The following is a 22,485-nucleotide window of genomic DNA, read 5'->3' on the forward strand; positions in this document are numbered from 1 at the left end:
TCCCCCCCACTGGAACAGGCAACCCACGGCCTGCCCGTTTTTCGATTTGTCCCGGGTCAAGCCGTTCCTTGAAGTGTTTTGTCTTTCGCAACATCGTACGTGCCTCTAGCTGTCGTAGTGCACGTGAATCACGAGATCGCCTCCTTAGTCTTCGCTCCACTGCAGGCTTTGCCCGACTTTTTTTTCGTTCCAGGTGATGTTCCGTTTTCGAGTAGTCGCCGGGTTGAACTGCCCTAATTCCGGCACAGCTATCGGCGTTGCCCGTTCGCGTTGAGCGGCAGCACTTGCGCTTTTGTGACTGCCCGGGATCATGATCGGATACCTCTCCGTCACCGTACCCACATCCACCACCAGCCGCCGCCCTCGATTATGCTGAAAACCGTCGGCGAGAACTAAAAAACGATCGACATCGGACGATACCGGCCCCCGTGGCTACTGCTCAGATCCTGGTGCGTGGCCGTGCTGTCGGATTTGTTGTGCTGCGCCCAATGTCGCGGCCACAAGCGTCGGAATCGGGTTCTCTTTCCGCAAACGAGGTCCGCAGGTTAAGCTCGGTGGCCATCGGGCGCGTTCCGGCTGCTGGCTGCGCCGCCGTCGGCACATTCGACCACAGTCGTCCTATCCGGCGCTTGCAGTACATCACCTGGTCCATGAACGGCCGCTCAAGCCCGGCCACTACGACGGTCACGGAATCTGGCTGGGCATGATCAACGCCCGAGCCGTGCTGCCAATCGCTCTGGAGTGTCCGACATCCGGCAAGGCGCTGGCGGGCCAGCCGCAATATCGTCAGCGGCAGCGTGGAAGGTCACTGTCCGCTTGCCATCGCTGCTTGGCGTCGCGTGATCGCCGACGCTGCTGATCGTTTTGCTCCGGCGCTTGCTGCAGATGACCTCACCCGAATGACGGGCCACCGAACGATCCCGCCATAGCCGCGGTGACCTGTCGTCCAAGCCTGGCATGCGGCATTTTTGCTTTGCACGAGCCGCTGATCGCCCGCATCGACAGAAAAACTGGCCGAAGCATGCCCGAAGCAGGGACCGAGGCCGCGTTACTACGGAGCCGCCGCTACGGGACTACGGGTTAACCTCTAGCGTCGGCGCGCGAACCAGCGGCATGAATCGTGCATATGGGTGCACCGTCAATGCGCGGTGGGCCTGTGGCTGACGCCATGATGCGCTCTGGCATGTGGATCGGAGTCCTTAGGCGGGTGACGTGACGAGGATCAGCGACGGACTCATGCCCGCGCTGGTGGTCGGGTGCGCGAACACCATCCCGTGTCAGCGAGCGTGTGTGTTGCATTATCGGCCAGGCCCTTCGCGCGATCCGCGCCAGGCAGTGCAATGGCCGGGTTTTGCGGTGGCCTTGAACGGTCTCGGGGGGGGGGGGGGGTCAGGGTTCGGCTCCCAGCGCGCATGGTCAACAACGGTCATCTCAGCCTGCAAGCGTGTCGCCATTCCGCAGATATCGTCAGCGGCAGCGTGGAGGTCACTGCCGCGTGCCATTCGCTGCTTGGCGTCGCGGTGGAATCGCCGCGCTGCATGCTAGTTGTGCTCCGGCGCTGCTGCGACTACCTCACGTCTACTCACGAGGTCCACGCCGAATGACGGGCCCCCGCACGATCCGCCATGGCCGCGGTGACCGGCGTACCAAGCTGGGCCGGGCGAGCAATTTGCGTTGCACGATCCGCTGATTCGCCCGCCATCGACCTGCCGAAGCATGCCAGACGCAGGACGCGAGGCCTCGTACGACGGCGCGCGCTACGGCTGGACTACGGTACCGCTAGCGTCGGCGCGCGACCAGCGGCGGAGTCGTGATACTGGGTGGCAGCTCTGCGCGGTGGCTGTGGATGACGCCAGGATGCGCTCGTCGAGTAGTTGATTCTGAAGGCCGTGTCTGTGACAGACGAAGGATCGCGCGGGAACTCAGCCAGCGCTGTTTTTCGGTCGGCAGAACCACCATCCCTGTCAGCGAGGGTTGTTGCAGTATCGTCAGGGACGGCAGGGATCCTTCGCGCGATCCGCTCCAGGCGTGCATGCCGTTGCGGTGGCTTTGAGGTCATCTCATGTGGGGGACGCCACAGCGCGCATGTTCCACAACGGTCAATCGCTGCCGGCTGGCAATCGGCGCCGTGGCGACAATCAAGCGGATTGCGTTTGCAGACAGCAACGTCCCATAAACAAAGGGCCTGTATACATGACACCCGTCGTCCACGTCGGCCGAGCGTGCGTTGGCCTCACCAACCTTCGAATCGAGTCTGGTTCGCCAGCCGACGCCTGTCGCGCCGGCGCCTCGTTTACGCCGTCCAAAGCGGTTGGCCCTTTCTTCGCCCGTTCTGCATCTACCGGCGTGGCCAGGTGTTGCAGCTCCAGCACGCATACGTGTCCGCGTGCCGTATAACCGGCGCAAACGAAATCTGTGCGAAAACACGTTCGGCAAACGTCGCGTGGCTACTGCCGGTGCCTGTCGCCTTTTGACCTGTACAGGGTTGCCTATTGGCTGCGTTTCGATCGATCCCGATGGTCATCTGGTGTCATGTTGCTTTTCCCGTTTATGCCCCTCTTCGCAGAGTAGTCGTTCATTCTAGAACCACCGAACCGACGACGCCGGAGAACGCACACAACGCCGGCGTGCCTGGTTTAGCGCTGTACTTGGTCCCGTGTGCGCCAGTCAGTCTCGACGGCACCCCAGATGCCAACGTTGTAGAAGTCTGGTCCGGACACTTGACGGGAAGCCTGGAACATCCAGTCGACTCGCAGAATACCCTTGGAGTCGAGCATAGTGCGCCGTTTTGCTCTCGACCTTGCCGGCCCACATCTGCATACCAATTCCCAGAGCGATCGTTACGTCTGGTCCCTTTCTCAGCACCAGGCGCCTCGGTGGTCCACTGGGAACCTGTGAACGTATGTTTATCACCGCCTTCGCGAATCGACGCGACCCTCGGTACTCATGTCCAGACCGACACTCGCTTGAATCCGCCGGCGTGAATGCGCTCTCGATCTCGACCAGGAAGTTATACGGCTCACATAGTGGTCGCTCCCGGCGCGCACCAAGGCACTTCCGTCGATGGTCATCGGGTGGCTTGATGCCTGAAAACGGTCATGATTAGCCTGCCGCTCGACTTCTCCGTGAACTTCTTGTTTGATTTCCTAGAACTGCGTCATTACAACCCGTGGGCGGTGCCCATTCTCTAAATTCGAATTTCGCCGCATACGACCAGTGCAGGTTCTAGCCAGAGGGCTACCTCCCATCGATAGTGTCCCGAGTGAAGGGTAGCCGGTTTATTCCCCCGGCTTCCAGCGCCGACCTCTACGCGAACTGATGGTCGCCTTGGGGCCCCCGTTGTTAGGGTATTCGACCCCGCTCCGTTGATGCGCCGGTAGATTCCCTGTATGTAAACTGAGGTCCTCCGCACAGGCCCTCGATGACACCAGGTATTGACCATCTTGACTTCTCACCACCGATTGATGCACCTCGACAGACGGATGACTCGCTTACGCGGGATTCTGCTGCCCCGCGCTCCTTCATTGCAGAAGCTCTCGGTCGCCGGCTGTCGGCCAGCCGCATCACGCCTCATTGATTCAGTACCATCCGGTTCACGATAACCCTGTTGTAAGGGATGAATTCATACTCTTCTGCAGTGCCATACCGGCGCTTCCTTGCCGGTCACGATGCAGTCATAATCCACCGGCAGGGACCGGTGGCCTTATTTGTCGCGCCAAAAGAGGCGCCTTGATTAATTACTGAACCCGAACGACTTCCCTCACAACCATATCCAACTCTCCGATCGCACCTCGGCACCCTTGTCGGACGGTCACTGGAAGCGTCTTGTTGCAGGCCTCCAGTATTAGTCCAGCGCGCGCCTTGTCTGTCGCCTGGCCCTCGTCGATCAGCACCACGAGCAGGGTCTTTTCGATTGTCCTGCGCGCCTTTTGTCGCTGACCTGCTTCCGCCAGTTTGTAGGGAGTTCCCTGGCATGTCAACCCATTTTGAAGTGGCGTTGCCGTATGGTCTTCGGACAGCCGAAGTCTTGCGGGTTATGCAACCGGTTCTGTAGCCTGTCGCGGTAATCTCTCGTGGCGCCGTGGTCGAGTCCGTAATCACGGCATCGCAACGTCGCCTGGTTTACTGCCGTCGATTTTCTACGCTAAAGCGGAAGTACGATAGGGAAGGCCTCTTTGCGTGCCATGTTGAAGTTTCCTCCTCGCCATTAACCCGGCTTTGCCACGAAGTCATTGCTGGCTGATGCGGATGATTGATCGAACCGGCCGTCACTTGAACGGCGCCCACCCCACCTCGATGATCATACGCCCGGCGGTCCAACCACCTCGGGTGCATTTTTTCGGCGTCCACTTATCACGAGACGGCCTCCGTCTGTCGCTGGTTGCCGAGTGGTCCCCGTCCGCCAACCTTTGGTCAATAATGCCGTGTATTGAAAACAAGGGGGGCGTTGACCCTACCCCACCAGCCTCGGTGTATTCGTCTCGATACCCCTCCTGGGTGCCCTCGTCGACGTTTCTTCTTCGGGAACAGACAGTCGTGCTCACGTTTGACGTACTTCCATTCCGAGTCCGCAGACCATGTTCGGGCGCCCCAACGACGCTACCGGCGCCAGGAAAGAACCATGACGTTCACCTCCGATCGTTGAGGGTGCGGGTGCTCACCCTTGCTGATCACCCGCTCGAGAGCCCGATGGCCGTTTCAGTACCCCACCTCGTTCCGTCCGTTTCCTTGTTGGCGCCCGCCGCGCCAACGTCGGTGGTGGGAGAGAATGCCGGCCGTGCGCCCTGCGGGTTGTGACCTTGCTCTTGGTTGCCGTTAACGGGGGCGGATCGGGAAATTGAGTCCGGTATGAGATTGCTGCTTACAGGAATTGAGGTTTTCGGTGGTACCATCCTGAAGGCGGCGGCCCCTTGCGCATCCAGGTTCTGGGGTGTGTCCGCGACAAAGAAACAATCTTTGCGGTTATAGCAATAGGTATAGGCGTTCTGCGTGACGGTGGCATTGCCGAGGGCATCCGGAATGGCGACGATGTTGATGTCGTCCACCGGATCGAAGGAGTTGATGAAGCCGGTGGCGCCAGCCCATCGGAGCTCAGCAGCGTGTCGCCATCCAGGCCCCCGGCCAGAGGGGTGGTGCCGTTGGGTGGCCGGGTAGCGCCGTTGTCGACCATTTCCACCCACTTCGAGTCCACGCGCTTGAGAACATGATCTGGCCTTGCTTCATCCAGCGTGACGTTATCGAAGGCCTCGACGACGGCACCATCATAAACAATGCTCAGCTGGAAGTAATCGATACGCACACTACCTCCCGGCAACGTGGTCTCGTCGGCCACCACGGCGCTCAACGCGTTGCCCCAGATGCCCTCCGAGTTGGCGCGCACGACCAAGCTGCCCATAGCCGCGGTCTCGGCCTTCTTGAGCGTCGTCGCGCTCCCCTTGGCCGCACGGATCACATAACAACGCGTACCGCCCTCGCTGAAGAACTGGTAGACCGCATAAGCCAAATACCCATTCTCAACGAAGCCGCCGAAGGTGGCGGTAAATTGTGTCCAGTTGGTGATCAACCGGGGCTTACCGATTGGTCCGCGCTGGGCGATGCCGACGAATGCTCCGGTCGAGGTTCCCACCCCTTCGACCGGCTTGATTCCCGATGAAACTTCCTCAACATAGACTCCTGGCGAAAGATACTCTGGCATGGCAACTCTCCTTTTCCCGGGTTAGGTGTTACTGCAATGCGACGACAGGCTTTATTCCGTTTCCTCCTCGTGTCGAGCGCCGGGCTGAGCGGCCCGCCGCTTCGGGCGGGGCGATTCCGGCGCCTGTGCAGGTTCGGATTCCGATGGCGCGGGAAGCGTCGACTCGACCGTCGGCTCGGGTGAGGCCGCCGCACTTCCCTGCCCATCGCGCTCCCGCAACGCCCACTGCCCGCTCTCAATCAGACTCTGGACATGTGGGGAATCGAGGTCGGTTGCCGAGACACCGCACTCCTCTCGTGGCTGGAAATGAAGCATCCTGCCGTCGCGGAGCAGGGCGCCGGTCGGTTGAAACAGCCTGTTCTTGATGACTGGCATGATGAACATCCTTCCTTGAGTTGGCGCGATATGTGTTGGTGATTTACCCCAGCCGTACGTCGCGATGGTCACACCGTGAATTTTCTTCGTCGGTGGCGCGATTGTTCGTTACTTTCACCGTGATCCAACCCTGATAGTTTTTTCCACGACACGGCTGATGGGCGCGATCCTCGATGACGGCACCTGTACCGGCGATACCACGTAGGTCACCGACAGGCTGAAGGCCTTGTTGGGGAACATCGCCCATAGCCGGTTCATGTCCTCCAACGAGAACGGATGGGGCGTGATCCGCACGGCCTCGTTGCCGGCATCGACCATGGTTGGCGGCAGCAACGGCGGTTTCAGTACTGGATGGTCGTAGAACACGCGCATCACGGACTCCAGGTGGCCCAGGGCGGTATCGGGATCCTGGGACAATGCGGTGACCAGGTAGAAAAGATCCAGTGGTAGCGGCGGCGGACGCAGGCCGTCCACGCCAACCTCTTGCTGTTCCGCATTCCTCAGGTACGAATTCTGCTGGACCTGGAACAGGAACAGGGCAACCTTGGCCGACGTGGCGGCGTCCACCGGCGACTTCATGACGATGTCGCCGTCAGCGAACCCGGCCTGACTCTTGAGCAGATCGATCATCGTTTTGCCTGCCGAGGAGATGATTGTTCCGATTTGTTCAGCCATCGAGAGCCTTGATCAGGTGGTGGTAGGCACCGAAGTCGTTCGCGGTGCACGGCCAGCCCAGCTTCTTGTACTCGCGCCTGGTGGCCATAATGAGATGCGGCATCGTCAGACCCGTGCCTTCCGCGGCTGCAAGGAACGCCGCACATAGTCCGATGTTCCTGATGTTCCCGCCCGGCACCTTAAACTGCTTCGCCAGGAACCGGAAGTCGATCTCCTCATCCCTGGGCACGTCGGCAGGGAAAAGCCCCTCCCATAGCCTGGTTCGGTGCTCCTCGTCCGGAAACGGAAACTCAACGACGAAGTGCATGCGGCGACAGAAAGCTTCATCGAGATTATTGCGAAGATTGGTCGCCAGGATCACGATGCCCTCATGCTGCTCCATCCTCTGCAGGAGGTAGCCGGTTTCGATATTGGCATACCGGTCATGGGCATCCTTGACTTCCGAACGTTTGCCGAAAAGCGCGTCTGCCTCGTCGAAAAACAAGATGGCGTTGCCCGACTCGGCTTCCCGGAACATCTGGTCCAGGTTTTTCTCCGTTTCGCCAATATATTTGCTCACCGCCTGCGACAGATCTATCTTGTACATATCAACTTGGAGCTCGGCGCCGATGACTTCGGCTGCCATTGTCTTGCCGGTACCGGGAGGCCCTGTGAAGAGGGCGTTCAGGCCTTTGCCGAGGGACAGCCGGCGCTCGAATCCCCAGTCACCGTAGACGATGTGCCTGTGCCGGGCCTGATTGCACAGCTCCCGCAGCAGCCGCAGGTGATCTGGCGGCAGGACCAGATTGTCCCATTTGTGCACCGGCGCGGTCTTCACGGCTAGGCCTGAGACCTTCAGCGAGACCTGCGCACGACAGGCCTCGGAGATATCCTCCGCGGTGACGGTTTGTCGCGCGGGGTCACGCCAGTAGGCAATCGTTTCGGCCGCATCGAGAGCATTTCGTATTTGCTCGGCGTTGAATCTAAAGCGGCTCGCCAGTACGCCAGGGTCTATGGTGGCATGGACTTGGCGCGCCGCGAGGTGGTCTTCCCAAAGAGATCTGCGGACTTCAACAGCGGGTGTCGGGAAAGCGATCTCGATATAGATCAGTCCCTCACTCAGCTTGCCGGGAGACCATAAGGATCTTCCCAACAAGAACGTGAGTTGCGAGAAGCCACGGATGGCGGTGAACCACGCTTCGCGCTGCGCGAAGCTCTTGGCATCATCAAGCCAAGAGTCTGTGCTTTCAATGCAGATGGCCGCCGGCAGCAGAACAGCCTCGCGTCCGATCAGCCAGGGCAGTTCGCTTGAAGTCGGCCCCGCCGCCATCGCTTTCTCGATATCGACGAACACCACCAAAAGCGCAAGATCGCGGCAAATGCTTTCGACGGCGGCGCGCTGCGCGGCTACGTCCGCGCCGTAAAGATGAAACGCGAGGCCCTTCGGCGCTTCGCTGGAGGCCAGGTGATGGCGGACGAACGCCTTCATCCTGTCGGCTAGTTTCGCCAAGGACACGGGTAGCGAGGCCAGCCGTGGGTCGTTGGTGATCAGCCTGGCGACAGGCAAAAGCCGATCGTCGATCGACGTGATGCCAAGAAGATAATTGGCGATTCTTTGATCGATGTAGAGCGCACGCGAGAGAGACGGCGACACGGCGTCGCCCCTCGCGTCGGCCACCTGGAGAAGCCTGTACTCGAATAACGGTGATTGAACGGAAAATGCCCTGCGGGCAGCCTGTCTTTCGCCCTGGTTGGGACAAAGCAAATCCAGAAGCAGCGCCGCGCTTGGGTGCTTCCGAGCCACGTCATTCTGCAGGAAAGCGTAGTGCTTTTCGTATCTTGCGTCGATCTCGATGGCAAAACATGTCAGCAGGCACTGCTCCTCGAATGTGCTGAGCCGAAAGATGTCTGCCAAACGTGGCAGGGCCAAGTGAGTTCCCGCAGCCTGACTCGCGCGACGCTTCTGTTCGATGTCCCGACCGCGCGCGACGAGCGCGTCAAGCAGTGCTTTCTCCATGACGGCGTCGCTGCCTTGCGCCGGAAAATACGCTACCGAATCTGGGACAGTTCCCGACTGTAGTTCGCTATACGACGAATGCGCACGCTCCTCGCCTTGGCGCCGGAGCACGGCAATGCGGATGCGCAAGTCGAGCCGACCAAGCTCATCGTCAACATGCGCCCAGCTATTGGAATAGCCACGACCAGCCTGCGGATAGCAATCTGGTGACATGTCTACACGCTCGAAAAGTAAAGATGCGAATTCCTGGACTCTGCTCACATGCCACTAATGGTGGTGTGTTCATGTAAGCCGAACGAGAGGAAGAAGATATTTCTGAGGCTGCTTGCAGCGGTGGCGAGAGGCCAGAAACACCCTCCCGAGAACAGCAATATATACGCCCGAATGCACGGCCGTCAACCGCCAACCTCACGCTAAATTTGTTCTCCGCACCGCCCCACGCTTGGGCGTTTCCGACCGAGTTTCTGGTCATCCGCAGATAATCAAAGACCAGGCGGACTATCAGGTACGCGCCGAAAATTCCGGAGAGCGCGCATTGCGTGCTGCGACTGTCGAGCCACGACCGGACCTGATGTTGCTCGACGGGATGATGCCCGGCTTGGATGCTTACAGCGTCCATGAGCAGTTGCACAGCAACCCCGCCAGCACCGACATCCCGGTGATCTTTCCCACCGTCCAGGCCGAGACGCGCGACCTCGAGACCGGTAACCGTATTCACCGCACACGGAACTACGTTAATCTACCGGCCGAGCGACGCCGATACAAGCCGCGGTTTTCACGGTGCGGAAGTTACGTTCGACTTTTTGCAGATCGCGATAGCGCTCATCCACGGTCTTCGCATCCATCAAGTCGACCGGGACGTTGGTTTCCAGGAGGTAGCAGCCGTCGAGCAAGCTATCTTGGGCTTTGGCCTCTTCGTCGATGGCGCAGACAATGACCGCCTCCTCCAGAGTGAGCGTGACGAACATGCTGAGCTTGTGGCGTTTGACCCAGTTCTGCAGGGCCACCAGTCCCGCCTGTGCGCTGGCACGTTTGGCACCCTTCACGAAGGCGTTGCGTTCGGACTAGAGGCCGCGCGCGGTGAGCTACCTGGATCGTCAGCGGGGGCGAACAGCCGAAGTTCACCACCAGAGCCATGACGCCAGATGGCCCTCGGCACCTTATCGTGAAGTTCAGCGAGATCGAGGAAGGGCCCGTAAGCGAGCGCTGGCGTGATCTGCTGATGGCCGAACACCTCGCGCTGAACACGCTGCGCGAAGCTGGCGTTCCTGCTGCCAAGACGCAGATATTGGACCACGGCGCTCAGCGCTTCCTCGAGGTCGAACGTTTTGATCGCACCGGCAAGCTGGGCCGGCGTGCGCTGATCTCTTTGGCCGTGCTGAATGCCGAATTCGTCGGGGCAGGAACAGGTGGCTGGCCTGCCATAGCGCGCCACCTTGCCGTTGACGGCCTAATTCGTCCGCAAGCAGCCGACGGGGCAGATCTCCTGTGGGCCTTTGGCACCCTCATCGGCAACTCCGATATGCACAACGGGAACTTGTCATTCGTCTCCGACGATGGTCGGCCGTATGACATTGCGCCAGCCTACGACATGACGCCCATGACTTTCGCACCCCGAAGTGGTGGCCGGCTTCCTGACACCCTCTCCGAAGCAAGCATTCACGCCAGTGTGGCCAACGAAACCTGGCGACGGGCAGAAGCACTGGCGCGCGCGTTCCTCGCCGGGGTCGTGGGTTAAGTAACCGATTTGGACCCTGCATCACCGCGCTGGAGCAGCACATCGAGACGGCCAGCCTCAAGATCGAACGGCTGGCTTGAGTCTGTCGCAAGAAGCAACCCCAGGCAGGTGGCTGAGGTATGAATCGCCCTGGCAGGCCAGGAAGCAGCCACGGGCACTCCCCGCCCTCTTGGCAGTACACTGAGCCTTTGGGCGCCGAGTTGATCGCGATGCAAGCTTGTCCGTGGTGCGAAGGTTTCGACCTTTACCGTGACTACCATGATTCGGAATGGGGCGTGCCGCTCTACGATGATCGATCCCTGTTTGAACTGCTGATCCTGGAAGGAGCGCAGGCCGGTTTGTCCTGGGCGACGATCCTCAAAAAACGAGAAAACTATCGCCGTGCCTTCGATGGTTTTGATCCGGCGCGGATAGCCGAGTATGACGACCGAAAAGTTGCCGCATTGTTGGCCGATGCGGGGATCGTTCGAAATCGCGCCAAGGTAGCCGCAACCATCCAGAACGCCAAAGCCTACCTTCTACTCACCGGCGACGGACAGTCGTTCAGCAATTTTCTATGGCATTTCGTTGATGACACCCCGATTCAGAATCAATGGACGACAATGGCCGAGGTACCCGCCAAGAGCACACGCTCGGAGGCCATGAGCAAGGCCTTGGGTCGAGCCGGGTTCAAGTTCGTCGGCGCAACGATTTGCTACGCGTTCATGCAGTCGACGGGCATGGTCAACGACCATCTAACGACGTGCCCGCGTCATGGCGAAGTCCAAGCCAGCTTCCGCAGGTAGTTCCAGCCGCCGCGACGGGCATAGGTCACCGCGCTCGCCGGCGCCCTCTGTCCCGAGCGCCGCATCGACTGGTGCGCCCGGTCCGACGGCGAGCAATAGCTTACCGACCGCCTCTCGTCATCCGTCGCTGCGGCGCGGCCGCCAACGCCAACGTCAGCTTACTTGATCCAGCCGTTAGAGAGCATGCGGCTGATCGCCGCGTTCGCTGCGGGCCGATCGAAGCGTGCGGGATCGAAGTCCAGCCCCGCCCAGGTGCGCATCTGTTCGGTCTCTTCTCCGTAAGGATCGCTCTCGAAGCTCTCCACGAACTCCTGGTAGCGGCCAACGCCACCGGCATCCTCGGGCGGACATGCGCGCTCGCCCGCCTCGACCCCGGCGACGGGTCCGTCGTTGTAGCGATCATCGCGGGCGCGAACCTGCTCGACGCTGATGCGATGTTCCCAGCTGTCGCCAAAGTCGTAGAGGTAAGTGAAGCTGCTGCCCATCGCCAGGCGACGGTCGAGTCGGATGCGCTTTTCGACGGCAACCGGCTGGTCGGGCTCATCGTACTCCGCATCCGGAACACCGATTCTCATGTTGCCGACCCGGAACTCGTGCAAATGGACATCCTGCCAGCCCATCGCGGCCTGAATGACGTGGTGCAGCATGGCGAAGCTCGCGTCTCCGTTGATCACGATCTGGCGCCAGATGAGAGGCGTCGTATCGACGAGTTCGACATTCAATGTGAACAAGGTCGAGGATGAATTCTTGCGAGTAGTGGCCACGGCGCTTCCCTGATCATTTTTTTCCCATTCTACGGAAGCTTTGCCCCTGCCTCCATTCACTCCACGAAAAATGCAGGAAATCTTGATGACCGCCCTGGCGTTGGTCGCCATGGCACCGCGAACGCCCGGTGAGGATTACGGTGATGGCTGGCTTCAACTGACTGCGAATTACTGCTGCTTGAGCACGCTTTCTGCGGACAAGCCGATTTTCAGGCATCATCGCGAAATCATCGGGAGTATCGACATCATGCCCATCTACGAATACGCGTGCTCCGCCTGCGGCAAGGAGTTCGAGAAGCTGGTCCGTCAGTCATCACCTGCGCCGGAGTGCCCGGACTGCCACAGCAGCGAGTTGCGCAAGAAGCTGTCGGCTTTTGCCGCGCCAGGCAACTCGGCATCGCGTGCCCATGCCATGCCCAGCTCCTGTGGCAGTTGCGGCCACCCGGATGGTCCGGGTGCCTGCGCTTTTCAATAAGCCGCCGTTCGCTCCTTCCCTTTCCCAGGAATCCCCAATTTACCACCGGCCTGCCGTCGTGGCTGAACGAGGACAGCCTGGACCTCTCACGTGTCCCGATTGGCAGCATTTTCCAGCAATCGCTCTCGGCGAACGAAGACCTGTTCAGGGACGGCTGCAAGCTGCTCAATTCGCTGTGTCATGGGGGGCGGGTCGAAGCGGGCGTGTTTCTGCTCGGTCTGCTCAGGCAGAATTCCGACAACTACGCGCGCCTGACGGCAATCGCAGAAGCGCTCACCGCGTTTCCCACGGCGGCAACGGTCGATGCGCTCGCATCGGAACTGCTTCGCGTCAAAGGCTCGAACGCCACACGCGGCTACCTGCGCCGGATCATTGACACCCTTGAGCACTTTCCCGACAACATCGCGCAAGCGCGAATTCTGGAACTATCGTCCGACCCGCGGATCGGCACACGCTTCCGTCGGCGCCTGCAATCGATCGCCTTCGGCACCTTCAATGACTGGTGACCGAGTCCGCAACGCTGCACCAGACAAGAAAGGCCCGCACCCGTCATGAATCCAAAGCAAGACCCAAATGCCGACAAGCATGGACAAGCACTAAGCGCGCAGCGCTTCCAGATGATCAAGGACATCGCCGACGAACTGGGAAAAGGGGATGTCGTCTTTCCTACCAGCTTCGACGCCGCTTTGCGCCTGCGCCGGGAACTGCAGAATCCCGACCTGCCGCTTGCACGCATCAGCAGCATCGTCAGCCTGGAACCCCTGATCGCCGCCAAACTGCTGCAGCTGGCCAATTCCGCTCTCTATCAGGCGGGTGGCGCGCCGGCGCAGGATCTCAAGGCAGCGATCACCCGCCTGGGCCTCAATCTGGTACGCACCACGGCGCTGGCCATCGCCATGCGCCAGCTCGTGCGCTCCAGGGATGTCGCGATCTTCAACGACCTCACCGTCGCCCTCTGGACGCACTCGCTGAAAAGCGCGGCGGCAACGCGCGTTCTTGCCCGCGCCCACACGCGGATCAATCAGGACGCAGCCCTGCTGGCCGGCCTGGTCCACGACCTCGGGGCTTTCTACATGCTCTACCGCGCTGCTCAATACCCGGAGCTGTGCGCCCGCCCCGACAGCATGAGGTTCCTGATCATGCAATGGCATGAAAGCATCGGCGTCTCGCTGCTCGGCGCCCTCGGCATGCCTGAGGAAATCGTCGACGCGACAATCGATCACGATCAGCTGCGACCAGCACCAGACCCGATACGGACACTCGCAGACGTCGTTTATATTGGCAGCATCCTGGCCGGCACGGATTTTGAATGGCTAGCTCAGGACGTCAACCCGAATGCCGACGAAGCAGAGGCCTTTCGCAAGCGCTTCGCCGACCTCCTGCCGGAAATCGACCGCGACGCTCAGCAAATGCAGACCATATTTGGCTAGCAGGCATGGCCCGACCGCTGGCCATCGCCTAAACTCGGAGCATCGGCGACCAGCCATGGGCTGAGAACAGCGTGTAGTCGCCTCAGCGCACGGCCTGCACTCCGCCAATTCGCCATGTCCGACTACGCCACCATATCCCCCTCCTCCGAACTCGAACGCCTTGCCGGCCTGGTTGAACGCGTCACCTTTCACAACGAGCAGAACGGTTTCTGCGTCCTGCGCCTGAAAGTGAAGGGCGAGCGCGAGCTGATCACCCTGATCGGCCACACGCCGGTCGTTTCACCCGGCGAGTACGCAGCGGCTTCCGGGCACTGGGTCACCGACCGCGAGCACGGTCGTCAGTTTCGCGCGCTGTTCGTCAAGATCTCGCCGCCCACGACGCTGACGGGCATCGAGCGCTACCTCGCGTCAGGCATGGTCAAAGGCATTGGCCCGGTCTATGCCGGAAAACTGGTGACGGCCTTCGGCGCGGCGGTGTTCGATGTCGTCGAGCACTCGCCACAGCGCCTGCGTGAAATTCCCGGCATTGGCGATATTCGCGCCAGAAAGATCACCTCCGGCTGGGCCGACCAGAAGGTCATTCGCGCGATCATGGTCTTCCTGCACGCGCATGGGGTATCGACCTCGCGTGCGGTGCGCATCTTCAAGACCTATGGCCAGGCAGCCATCGCCATCGTCAAGGAAAATCCCTACCGCCTGGCCCAGGACATCCGCGGTATCGGCTTCCTGTCGGCCGACACGATTGCCCGGAAAGTCGGCATCGCCAAGGATTCTCCACTGCGTGCCCAGGCCGGCATTTCCTATGCACTCAGCGAAGCTTCGCGGCACGGCCACTGCGGCTTGCCGTATGCCGAACTGGTGCCCCTGGCGGTGAAGTTGCTCGACATCCCGGCAGCGATCATCGAGGCGGCCATTGCCCAGGAGATCGCCAACAAGGCCCTGCTACCCAACACCGTCGAAGGACAAGCCTGTGTGTTTCTGGCACCGCTGTACTACGCCGAGCAGTCGATAGCCGCTCAGATTCAGCGGCTCAAGAGCGAAGTCACGACCCTGCCGACCTTCGCGGGCGACAAGGCGATTCCCTGGGTGGAGCAGAAACTGGCCATGCAACTGGCCGACAGCCAGAAGCAGGCAGTCCGTCTGGCTCTGTCGTGCAAACTGCTGGTCATCACTGGCGGGCCCGGGGTGGGCAAGACCACCCTGGTGAATTCGATTCTGACGATCATGGCCGCCAAGGGCGTCAAGCCCCTGCTCTGCGCACCCACCGGACGCGCCGCCAAGCGTCTCGGCGAATCGACCGGACTGGAAGCGAAGACCATCCATCGCTTGCTGGAGATCAATCCGCTCAACGGCCAGTTCAAACGCAACGCCGACAACCCCCTCGCATGCGATCTCCTGGTGGCTGACGAATGCTCGATGATCGACGTGCCGCTGGCAAACCAGTTACTCAGCGCTGTCGCCACCAGCAGCACGCTGATTCTGGTGGGCGACGTCGATCAACTGCCTGCGGTCGGCCCGGGGCAGTTCCTCGGCGACGTCATCGACTCGGGCGCGGTTCCGGTCGTCCGGCTCACTGAAGTCTTCCGCCAGGCAGCAGCCTCGCGCATCGTTCGCAGTGCCCACCAGATCAACCAGGGCGTCTTTCCCAGCCTGCCCGCGAAAGGCGAAGCCTCGGATTTCTACCTCGTCGCCGCCGAGGAACCGGAAGCCATCGCGCAGACTGTCGTCGATCTGGTACAGACTCGCCTGCCCGGCAGGTTCAAGATTGATCCGCTACGCGACATCCAGGTGTTATGCCCGATGAACCGGGGCATCACCGGCGCCCGTAGCATCAACCAGGCCCGGCAGGCGGTGCTCAACCCGCCCGGCGAAGACAGCATCGACAAGTTCGGCAACCGCTTCAGCGTCGGCGACAAGGTCATGCAGATCGAGAACAACTATGATCGCGACGTCTTCAACGGCGATATCGGTTTCATCACAGCCCTCGATGCCGACGAAAAGGAGCTCACGGTGGCTTTCGATGGCCGGGAGATCAACTATCCGTTTGGCGAACTCGACGACCTGGTCCTCTGTTACGCAACGACGATACACAAGTCACAGGGTTCCGAGTACCCGGTGGTGGTCATTCCCGTCTCCACCCAGCACTACATGATGCTCAAGCGCAAGCTGATCTACACCGGTATCACCCGCGGCAAGGCGCTGGTCGTGCTGGTCGGGCAGAAAAGAGCGCTGGCCATGGCGGTTAAGGGCAAGCAGGTGCAACAGCGCTGGTCGAAACTGAAGGAGCGTCTCGTGATGATGTGCGGCCGATCGTGATCAGTGCCATTCACCACCGGCACTTCGCCAGGGCATGCACACGACAATTGGGCGAATTTCTCTTTTGCAGCACAATGCTGCCCACGACCAACCAACGCTAACGATCATGTCAGTCGAGATACCCCGGATGATGAAATTCATGACCGTCCGCCCTCTCACTTGCAGTGCGCATTCCGGCTTGCACGCCGGAATCGTTCGACGGGCAGGGAGCATGCTCCCTGAATTCTCCGCCTCACCCCCGGCCCTTCTCCCGCGAGGGGAGAAGGGAGTTTCGTGAGTCGCTTGCGCGACTTTCACATTAACGGTCATTGCAGTTGCGGCCGCCCCGGATCATGAAAGAAAATTCGAGTTGGGAAGCGATGGGTAGAGGTCGCGCAAAGCTTTGGCGGCTCGACCCCGAACTTTAACGTGACCCGCTGAACCGACTCGTACCCCGGATTGCTGCCATCGAGCGCACACATTAAAAGGGCCGTTGGCGACCTGTCGCCTTCAGGCAACTTCGGTTCTGGCACCCACCGCCTCCCGCTTTCAAGTTTATTGCGAAAGGAGACGGTATGGAACTGGTTCCGATCCACAAGCGGGTCATTGGACTCGACATTCATCAAGCCCAGATCACGGCGTGCGCGATCATCGAGGAATCGAGCGGCGAGACACGCATCGAACAACGGCAATTTGGTGCCTTCAAACGCGATCGACGGGCGCTGGCGGCCTGGGCGGCGGCGCTTGAGCCTGAGGAAGTCGTTATGGAAAGCACAGGCATCTACTGGAAGAGTCCGTATGCGGCGCTGGAGGCGGTGGGTCTCCGGGCGACGGTGGTCAATGCCCGCCACGTCAAGCAGGTGCCCGGGCGCAAGACCGATGTCGGTGATGCCCAGTGGCTGGCCACCCTGGCGCGCGCCGGTCTGCTGCGTGGCTCTTTCGTGCCTCCGGCCAAACTGCGCGAACTGCGTCTGATCGCCCGGCAGCGGCAAAAGCTCGTTGGCCTGCTCTCGTCCGAGAAGAACCGCCTGCACAAAGTGCTGACCGATGCCGGCATCCGCCTGGCCGTGGTCGTCAGCGACATCCATGGGCAGTCGGCACGGGCGATGATCAAGGGCATCCTCGCCGGCCAGCCTCCCGAAGAGGTGCTCAAGCTCGCCAGCCGACGTCTCAAGGCCAGCCGCGAGGAGTTGTACGATGCCCTGCAGGGCGAATTGACCGCGAGTCATGTGTTCGTTCTCGACGAACTGTTGCGGCATATCGAGGGGCTTGAAGCGGCCATTGCCCGCTTCGACGCTCGACTGCTTGGCGAGCTGGCAAGTGAGATGAATGCGCTGGCGCTGCTGCAAACGCTACCGGGCGTCGACGCGATCGGCGCCGCCATGCTGCTGGTCGAAATAGGCAGCGACATGAGTGCCTTTGGCTCCCCGGATCGCCTCGCTTCCTGGGTCGGCGTTTGCCCGGGCAACAACGAATCCGCCGGAAAACGAAAGTCGGGGCGCGTGCGCAAGGGCAATCTCTACGTTCGCCGACTTCTCTGTGAGTTCGCTCACGCCGCCAGCCGGACCAAATCAGCGTTCCAGTCCAAGTTCCAGTCGCTGATCGTTCGCCGTGGTCACAAACGGGCCATCGTCGCGCTGGCTCACAAAATGTTGCGCACCATCTTCTTCATGCTCAAGCGTGGCGAACACTACCGGGATTCCGCCACCAACTATGAGCAGCTTTCCGTACAGCGCAACGCTTCTCGCTGGATCAAGGCTCTGACTCGCTTCGGCTTCATCCCCGCAGCCGCTTGATTCACAGCAACCCATTTGCATGACCCCAGGCGGTCAGGATTTCGTGCGTCTTCCAACTGGCTTCTTTCACATTAATCGCCGCTATCGCCAACCGGGACGGGCGCAGCGGCGCCATCGAGTGCAGCCGAGAAACCTGGCCAGCCGATGCTTGGAAGCTCAATCGTTGAGGATCAATGTGGAATTCGCGGACAGCCCGCTGGCCTGCAGGCCACGCCCGACACATGCGCCACCCAGAACGCATTTAGCCCAACCAATGGCCGGGCTAAATTTTTTTCATGGTGGCCAAGCGCGGAATCGAACCACGGACACGCGGATTTTCAGTCCGCTGCTCTACCAACTGAGCTACTTGGCCATCGAGTGCGGCAGTATATCGAATCGATTCTCTGTCGTCAAAGCCAACAGGGCAATCGCATGAATATAAAGCGCGACCGTGGAAGCGGCCGCCGCGGTTGGCGTTGCTCGCGGCAAAAAAACGGCGCACCTGCCCCCCCTTTCCCGGTCGGGAGTTTGCCACTTTGTCCGCTCTGCCCTGCTCATTTCCGCGGCCAGTCGGCTAAGCTTATGCCTCGTCGCCTTGGCGACGCGATTTCTGGACCGATGCACGCCACTTTGGGAGGGGTGATGAGTGCCAGATCACCCGCAATCGTTGAACAGGCCCAGTGAATGAACGCACGTATCCGCTTCGCCATCTCGGTGATCGTCCTCGGTCTGCTGATGACCGGCCCCTTTGTCATTACCGCGCTGCTCATCTGGGCCGGCGCAAAAGCGCCCGAGCGGGCAATGCTCGTGCAGCTGATCGCGCCACATCTTTCGCTCGGCGCGATGATGACCACCTTTGGCTTCGTCCTCGGCCTGCTGGTGATTCGTTACCTGTTCCGCCAATACGTGCAGGGGCTGCTCAAGATGGCCGAATGCCTGCGCCTTATGCTCACCGCCAACCGCGACTTTCGCGTCCTTCCCGAAGGCCCGCCCGAAGTCCGACAGCTGGCCGAGGCGACCAACGATCTGGCGCAGCAGCGTGATGGACTGATGGATGACGTGGACATCCAGATCGCGGCCGCCAAGGCCTCTGTCGAGGAAGAGAAAAACCGCCTGGCAGCACTGATGTCCGAGCTGGCACAGGCGGTGGTGGTGTGCAATCTGGACGGCCGCATTCTTCTCTACAACAGCCGCGCCCGGCTGCAGTTCAGGGCCTTGGCGCAAGGCAGCACGACGGGTACCGGGGGTGCGTTGATCGGCCTCGGGCGTTCGATCTTCTCGATCCTCGAGCGTAACCAGATCGATCACGCGCTCGAAGTGGTGCACCAACGCCTGCAAAAAGGGGCCGGGGCGGCGATCGCCAACTTCATCACCACCGCTCGCGGCGGCCAACTGCTGCGCGTGCAAATGGTGCCGGTGCTGTCGATCGCCGACGACTCGCCGGAGAACGACATCAGCGGCTACGTGCTCACCGTCGAGAACATCACGCGGAGCCTGGAACAGGAGTCGCGCCGCGATCAGGTCCTGCAATCGCTGACCGACGGCAGCCGCGGCAGCCTGGCCAATATCCGCGTCGCGGTCGGCAACCTGATGGACTACCCGGACATGGAAGCGGCGGTACGCGAGCGCTTTGTCGGTATTGTCAGCGACGAGGTCGTGCGCATGAGCCAGCGCCTCGACCAGACGATGAACGAGTTCGCCGATTCCTTGAAGACCCGCTGGCCGCTGGAAGACGTCCTGGGCATCGACATCATCGCCGCCGCGCAGCGCCGCATCGAGGAGCAACTCGGGCTGCCGAGCAAGACCGAGGAAATCGACGACGCCCTGTGGCTGCGCGCAGAGAGCTTTTCGCTGGTCTTTTCGATCTGCGGCCTGGCTTTCCGCTTGCTCGAACACTATCAAATCAAGGAGCTGCGTTTCCGGCTGCAGCCCTTCGGCAAGCTGGCCTACCTGGATATCATCTGGGCCGGGCACGCCATGTCCTCGGAGACTTTCTACACCTGGGAAACGGAACCGATGCAGGTCGGCAGCGAGCACTCGCCGCTGTCGCTACGCGATGTCATCGACCGCCATGGTGGCGAAGTCTGGTACCAGCGCGACAAGGCCGCACACTGCGCCTTCTTCCGGCTGGTCCTGCCGGTGGCCATCCCCGAGACGCTGGCCGCAGCAGAGGCCAGCGACGAGAGCCAGCTGCGCCCCGAGTACTACGATTTCGACCTCTTCGACTTTCGTGATCAGAGCATCGACCTGGACCGGCCGCTGGCCGATCTCAGCTACACCGTCTTCGATACCGAGACCACCGGTCTCGAACCGGCGGCCGGCGACGAGATCATCCAGATCGGAGCGGTACGCATCGTCAACAGCCGTATGCTGCGCCAGGAAAACTTCAACGAACTGGTCGACCCCGAGCGCCTGTTGCGACCGGAAGGAATCCGCATCCACGGCATCACCGACGACATGGTGCGCGGCCAACCAAGCATCGACGCGGTGCTGCCGGCCTTCCACGACTTCTGCAACGATACCGTCCTGGTCGCGCATAACGCCGCCTTCGACATGCGTTTCCTGCAACTCAAGGAGGAACGTACAGGGATTGTTTTCAGCCAGCCAGTGCTCGATACGCTACTACTCTCGGCCGTGCTGCACGCCAACCAGGACTCGCACCAGCTGGAGAAAATCGCGGAACGCCTGGGGATCAGCATCGAAAGCCGACACAACGCCCTCGGCGACGCTCTCGCCACCAGCGAGGTCTTCCTGAAAATGCTGCCGCTGCTCGAACAGATGGGAATCAGCACCTTGCGGCAGGCGCTGGAAGCTTCGCAGAAAACTTATTTTGCGCGGGTGAAGTACTGACGCACGACTGACGGTCATGACAGTAGAGATACCCGGGATGATGAAAGTCATGACCGTTTCCCTCTTCCCCTGCCCCTTCTCCCGCAAGGGGAGAAGGGAGTTTCGTGAGTCGCTTGCGCGACTTTCACATTAACGGTCATTGCAGTTGCGGCCGCCCCGGATCATGAAAGAAAATTCGAGTTGGGAAGCGATGGGTAGAGGTCGCGCAAAGCTTTGGCGGCTCGACCCCGAACTTTAACGTGACCCGCTGAACCGACTCGTACCCCGGATTGCTGCCATCGAGCGCACACATTAAAAGGGCCGTTGGCGACCTGTCGCCTTCAGGCAACTTCGGTTCTGGCACCCACCGCCTCCCGCTTTCAAGTTTATTGCGAAAGGAGACGGTATGGAACTGGTTCCGATCCACAAGCGGGTCATTGGACTCGACATTCATCAAGCCCAGATCACGGCGTGCGCGATCATCGAGGAATCGAGCGGCGAGACACGCATCGAACAACGGCAATTTGGTGCCTTCAAACGCGATCGACGGGCGCTGGCGGCCTGGGCGGCGGCGCTTGAGCCTGAGGAAGTCGTTATGGAAAGCACAGGCATCTACTGGAAGAGTCCGTATGCGGCGCTGGAGGCGGTGGGTCTCCGGGCGACGGTGGTCAATGCCCGCCACGTCAAGCAGGTGCCCGGGCGCAAGACCGATGTCGGTGATGCCCAGTGGCTGGCCACCCTGGCGCGCGCCGGTCTGCTGCGTGGCTCTTTCGTGCCTCCGGCCAAACTGCGCGAACTGCGTCTGATCGCCCGGCAGCGGCAAAAGCTCGTTGGCCTGCTCTCGTCCGAGAAGAACCGCCTGCACAAAGTGCTGACCGATGCCGGCATCCGCCTGGCCGTGGTCGTCAGCGACATCCATGGGCAGTCGGCACGGGCGATGATCAAGGGCATCCTCGCCGGCCAGCCTCCCGAAGAGGTGCTCAAGCTCGCCAGCCGACGTCTCAAGGCCAGCCGCGAGGAGTTGTACGATGCCCTGCAGGGCGAATTGACCGCGAGTCATGTGTTCGTTCTCGACGAACTGTTGCGGCATATCGAGGGGCTTGAAGCGGCCATTGCCCGCTTCGACGCTCGACTGCTTGGCGAGCTGGCAAGTGAGATGAATGCGCTGGCGCTGCTGCAAACGCTACCGGGCGTCGACGCGATCGGCGCCGCCATGCTGCTGGTCGAAATAGGCAGCGACATGAGTGCCTTTGGCTCCCCGGATCGCCTCGCTTCCTGGGTCGGCGTTTGCCCGGGCAACAACGAATCCGCCGGAAAACGAAAGTCGGGGCGCGTGCGCAAGGGCAATCTCTACGTTCGCCGACTTCTCTGTGAGTTCGCTCACGCCGCCAGCCGGACCAAATCAGCGTTCCAGTCCAAGTTCCAGTCGCTGATCGTTCGCCGTGGTCACAAACGGGCCATCGTCGCGCTGGCTCACAAAATGTTGCGCACCATCTTCTTCATGCTCAAGCGTGGCGAACACTACCGGGATTCCGCCACCAACTATGAGCAGCTTTCCGTACAGCGCAACGCTTCTCGCTGGATCAAGGCTCTGACTCGCTTCGGCTTCATCCCCGCAGCCGCTTGATTCACAGCAACCCATTTGCATGACCC

At 60.9% G+C, this 22,485-nt stretch carries 15 protein-coding genes, 1 tRNA gene and 1 pseudogene; 10 read left to right on the top strand and 7 right to left on the bottom strand.

Annotated features, from left to right (window positions below; all coding sequences use genetic code 11):
* Positions 1-4,861 precede the first annotated feature (4,861 nt).
* Genes QZ648_RS23365 through QZ648_RS23380 form a run of 4 tightly spaced genes read right to left on the bottom strand, consistent with a single transcriptional unit; the run spans position 4,862 to position 8,954 of the window.
* The gene (locus tag QZ648_RS23365; RefSeq protein ID WP_291998430.1) at positions 4,862-5,695 is read right to left on the bottom strand and encodes a hypothetical protein; all 834 of its coding nucleotides are present in this window, start codon (positions 5,693-5,695) and stop codon (positions 4,862-4,864) included.
* A gap of 51 nt (positions 5,696-5,746) precedes the next feature.
* Positions 5,747-6,142 (bottom strand): hypothetical protein, encoded by a 396-nt coding sequence (locus tag QZ648_RS23370; protein WP_291998431.1) that lies wholly within the window; start codon positions 6,140-6,142, stop codon positions 5,747-5,749.
* A gap of 42 nt (positions 6,143-6,184) precedes the next feature.
* Positions 6,185-6,745 carry a Pvc16 family protein gene (locus QZ648_RS23375; protein ID WP_169065085.1) on the bottom strand — a complete coding sequence of 187 codons (561 nt, stop codon included), beginning with the start codon at positions 6,743-6,745 and terminating at the stop codon, positions 6,185-6,187.
* A complete protein-coding gene (locus tag QZ648_RS23380; protein ID WP_291998432.1) occupies positions 6,738-8,954 on the bottom strand; it encodes an ATP-binding protein in 2,217 nt (738 codons plus the stop codon). Before QZ648_RS23380 ends, QZ648_RS23375 begins: the two co-directional genes overlap by 8 nt.
* A gap of 229 nt (positions 8,955-9,183) precedes the next feature.
* Between QZ648_RS23380 and QZ648_RS23385 the strand changes: the two are divergent.
* Positions 9,184-9,429: pseudogene (locus QZ648_RS23385) on the top strand (response regulator); the annotation flags it as partial.
* Between the two features lie 46 nt (positions 9,430-9,475).
* Here the strand turns inward: QZ648_RS23385 and QZ648_RS23390 are convergent.
* Positions 9,476-9,748, bottom strand: a complete 273-nt coding sequence (locus QZ648_RS23390) for a hypothetical protein (protein ID WP_248595201.1) — start codon at positions 9,746-9,748, stop codon at positions 9,476-9,478.
* 128 nt (positions 9,749-9,876) lie between these two features.
* Here QZ648_RS23390 and QZ648_RS23395 point away from each other — a divergent pair, with 128 nt between their 5' ends.
* Both QZ648_RS23395 and QZ648_RS23400 read left to right on the top strand, forming a co-directional pair.
* Positions 9,877-10,479: a HipA domain-containing protein gene (locus tag QZ648_RS23395; RefSeq protein WP_336511587.1), complete on the top strand. Its 603-nt coding sequence runs from the start codon at positions 9,877-9,879 to the stop codon at positions 10,477-10,479.
* Positions 10,480-10,688: 209 nt separating this feature from the next.
* Positions 10,689-11,264, top strand: a complete 576-nt coding sequence (locus QZ648_RS23400; protein ID WP_169065172.1) for a DNA-3-methyladenine glycosylase I — start codon at positions 10,689-10,691, stop codon at positions 11,262-11,264.
* Between the two features lie 158 nt (positions 11,265-11,422).
* Here the strand turns inward: QZ648_RS23400 and QZ648_RS23405 are convergent, their stop codons facing one another.
* Complete coding sequence (locus tag QZ648_RS23405) at positions 11,423-12,028, bottom strand: plasmid pRiA4b ORF-3 family protein (RefSeq protein WP_169065083.1); 606 nt, start codon at positions 12,026-12,028, stop codon at positions 11,423-11,425.
* Between the two features lie 85 nt (positions 12,029-12,113).
* Here QZ648_RS23405 and QZ648_RS23410 point away from each other — a divergent pair, with 85 nt between their 5' ends.
* From QZ648_RS23410 to QZ648_RS23430, 5 genes are all read left to right on the top strand, one after another.
* The gene (locus QZ648_RS23410) at positions 12,114-12,503 is read left to right on the top strand and encodes a zinc ribbon domain-containing protein (protein WP_248595193.1); all 390 of its coding nucleotides are present in this window, start codon (positions 12,114-12,116) and stop codon (positions 12,501-12,503) included.
* 203 nt (positions 12,504-12,706) lie between these two features.
* The gene (locus QZ648_RS23415) at positions 12,707-13,009 is read left to right on the top strand and encodes a hypothetical protein (RefSeq protein WP_169065082.1); all 303 of its coding nucleotides are present in this window, start codon (positions 12,707-12,709) and stop codon (positions 13,007-13,009) included.
* Positions 13,010-13,054: 45 nt separating this feature from the next.
* Entirely contained in the window at positions 13,055-13,933 is an 879-nt protein-coding gene (locus tag QZ648_RS23420; RefSeq protein ID WP_169065081.1) for an HDOD domain-containing protein, read from the top strand.
* 114 nt (positions 13,934-14,047) lie between these two features.
* Complete coding sequence (locus QZ648_RS23425; protein ID WP_291998433.1) at positions 14,048-16,249, top strand: ATP-dependent RecD-like DNA helicase; 2,202 nt, start codon at positions 14,048-14,050, stop codon at positions 16,247-16,249.
* Positions 16,250-16,803: 554 nt separating this feature from the next.
* Positions 16,804-18,024, top strand: a complete 1,221-nt coding sequence (locus QZ648_RS23430; RefSeq protein ID WP_291998434.1) for an IS110 family transposase — start codon at positions 16,804-16,806, stop codon at positions 18,022-18,024.
* Positions 18,025-18,300: 276 nt separating this feature from the next.
* Here QZ648_RS23430 and QZ648_RS23435 read toward each other — a convergent pair.
* Positions 18,301-18,376: transfer RNA gene (locus tag QZ648_RS23435), tRNA-Phe, on the bottom strand.
* A gap of 311 nt (positions 18,377-18,687) precedes the next feature.
* Between QZ648_RS23435 and QZ648_RS23440 the strand changes: the two genes are divergently transcribed.
* Both QZ648_RS23440 and QZ648_RS23445 read left to right on the top strand, forming a co-directional pair.
* Positions 18,688-20,853, top strand: a complete 2,166-nt coding sequence (locus tag QZ648_RS23440; protein ID WP_291998435.1) for an exonuclease domain-containing protein — start codon at positions 18,688-18,690, stop codon at positions 20,851-20,853.
* 385 nt (positions 20,854-21,238) lie between these two features.
* A complete protein-coding gene (locus QZ648_RS23445; RefSeq protein ID WP_291998434.1) occupies positions 21,239-22,459 on the top strand; it encodes an IS110 family transposase in 1,221 nt (406 codons plus the stop codon).
* Positions 22,460-22,485: the final 26 nt, after the last annotated feature.

This window comes from Candidatus Accumulibacter sp. ACC012 (assembly GCF_907163155.1).
Classification (GTDB): Bacteria; Pseudomonadota; Gammaproteobacteria; order Burkholderiales; family Rhodocyclaceae; genus Accumulibacter; species Accumulibacter delftensis.

Coding starts and splice junctions, on each gene's coding strand:
- QZ648_RS23365 (WP_291998430.1), bottom strand. CDS start 5,695: ATGCCAGAGTATCTTTCGCCAGGAGTCTATGTTGAGGAAGTTTCATCG.
- QZ648_RS23375 (WP_169065085.1), bottom strand. CDS start 6,745: ATGGCTGAACAAATCGGAACAATCATCTCCTCGGCAGGCAAAACGATG.
- QZ648_RS23380 (WP_291998432.1), bottom strand. CDS start 8,954: ATGTCACCAGATTGCTATCCGCAGGCTGGTCGTGGCTATTCCAATAGC.
- QZ648_RS23395 (WP_336511587.1), top strand. CDS start 9,877: ATGACGCCAGATGGCCCTCGGCACCTTATCGTGAAGTTCAGCGAGATC.
- QZ648_RS23400 (WP_169065172.1), top strand. CDS start 10,689: ATGCAAGCTTGTCCGTGGTGCGAAGGTTTCGACCTTTACCGTGACTAC.
- QZ648_RS23410 (WP_248595193.1), top strand. CDS start 12,114: ATGACCGCCCTGGCGTTGGTCGCCATGGCACCGCGAACGCCCGGTGAG.
- QZ648_RS23420 (WP_169065081.1), top strand. CDS start 13,055: ATGAATCCAAAGCAAGACCCAAATGCCGACAAGCATGGACAAGCACTA.
- QZ648_RS23425 (WP_291998433.1), top strand. CDS start 14,048: ATGTCCGACTACGCCACCATATCCCCCTCCTCCGAACTCGAACGCCTT.
- QZ648_RS23430 (WP_291998434.1), top strand. CDS start 16,804: ATGGAACTGGTTCCGATCCACAAGCGGGTCATTGGACTCGACATTCAT.
- QZ648_RS23440 (WP_291998435.1), top strand. CDS start 18,688: ATGAACGCACGTATCCGCTTCGCCATCTCGGTGATCGTCCTCGGTCTG.
- QZ648_RS23445 (WP_291998434.1), top strand. CDS start 21,239: ATGGAACTGGTTCCGATCCACAAGCGGGTCATTGGACTCGACATTCAT.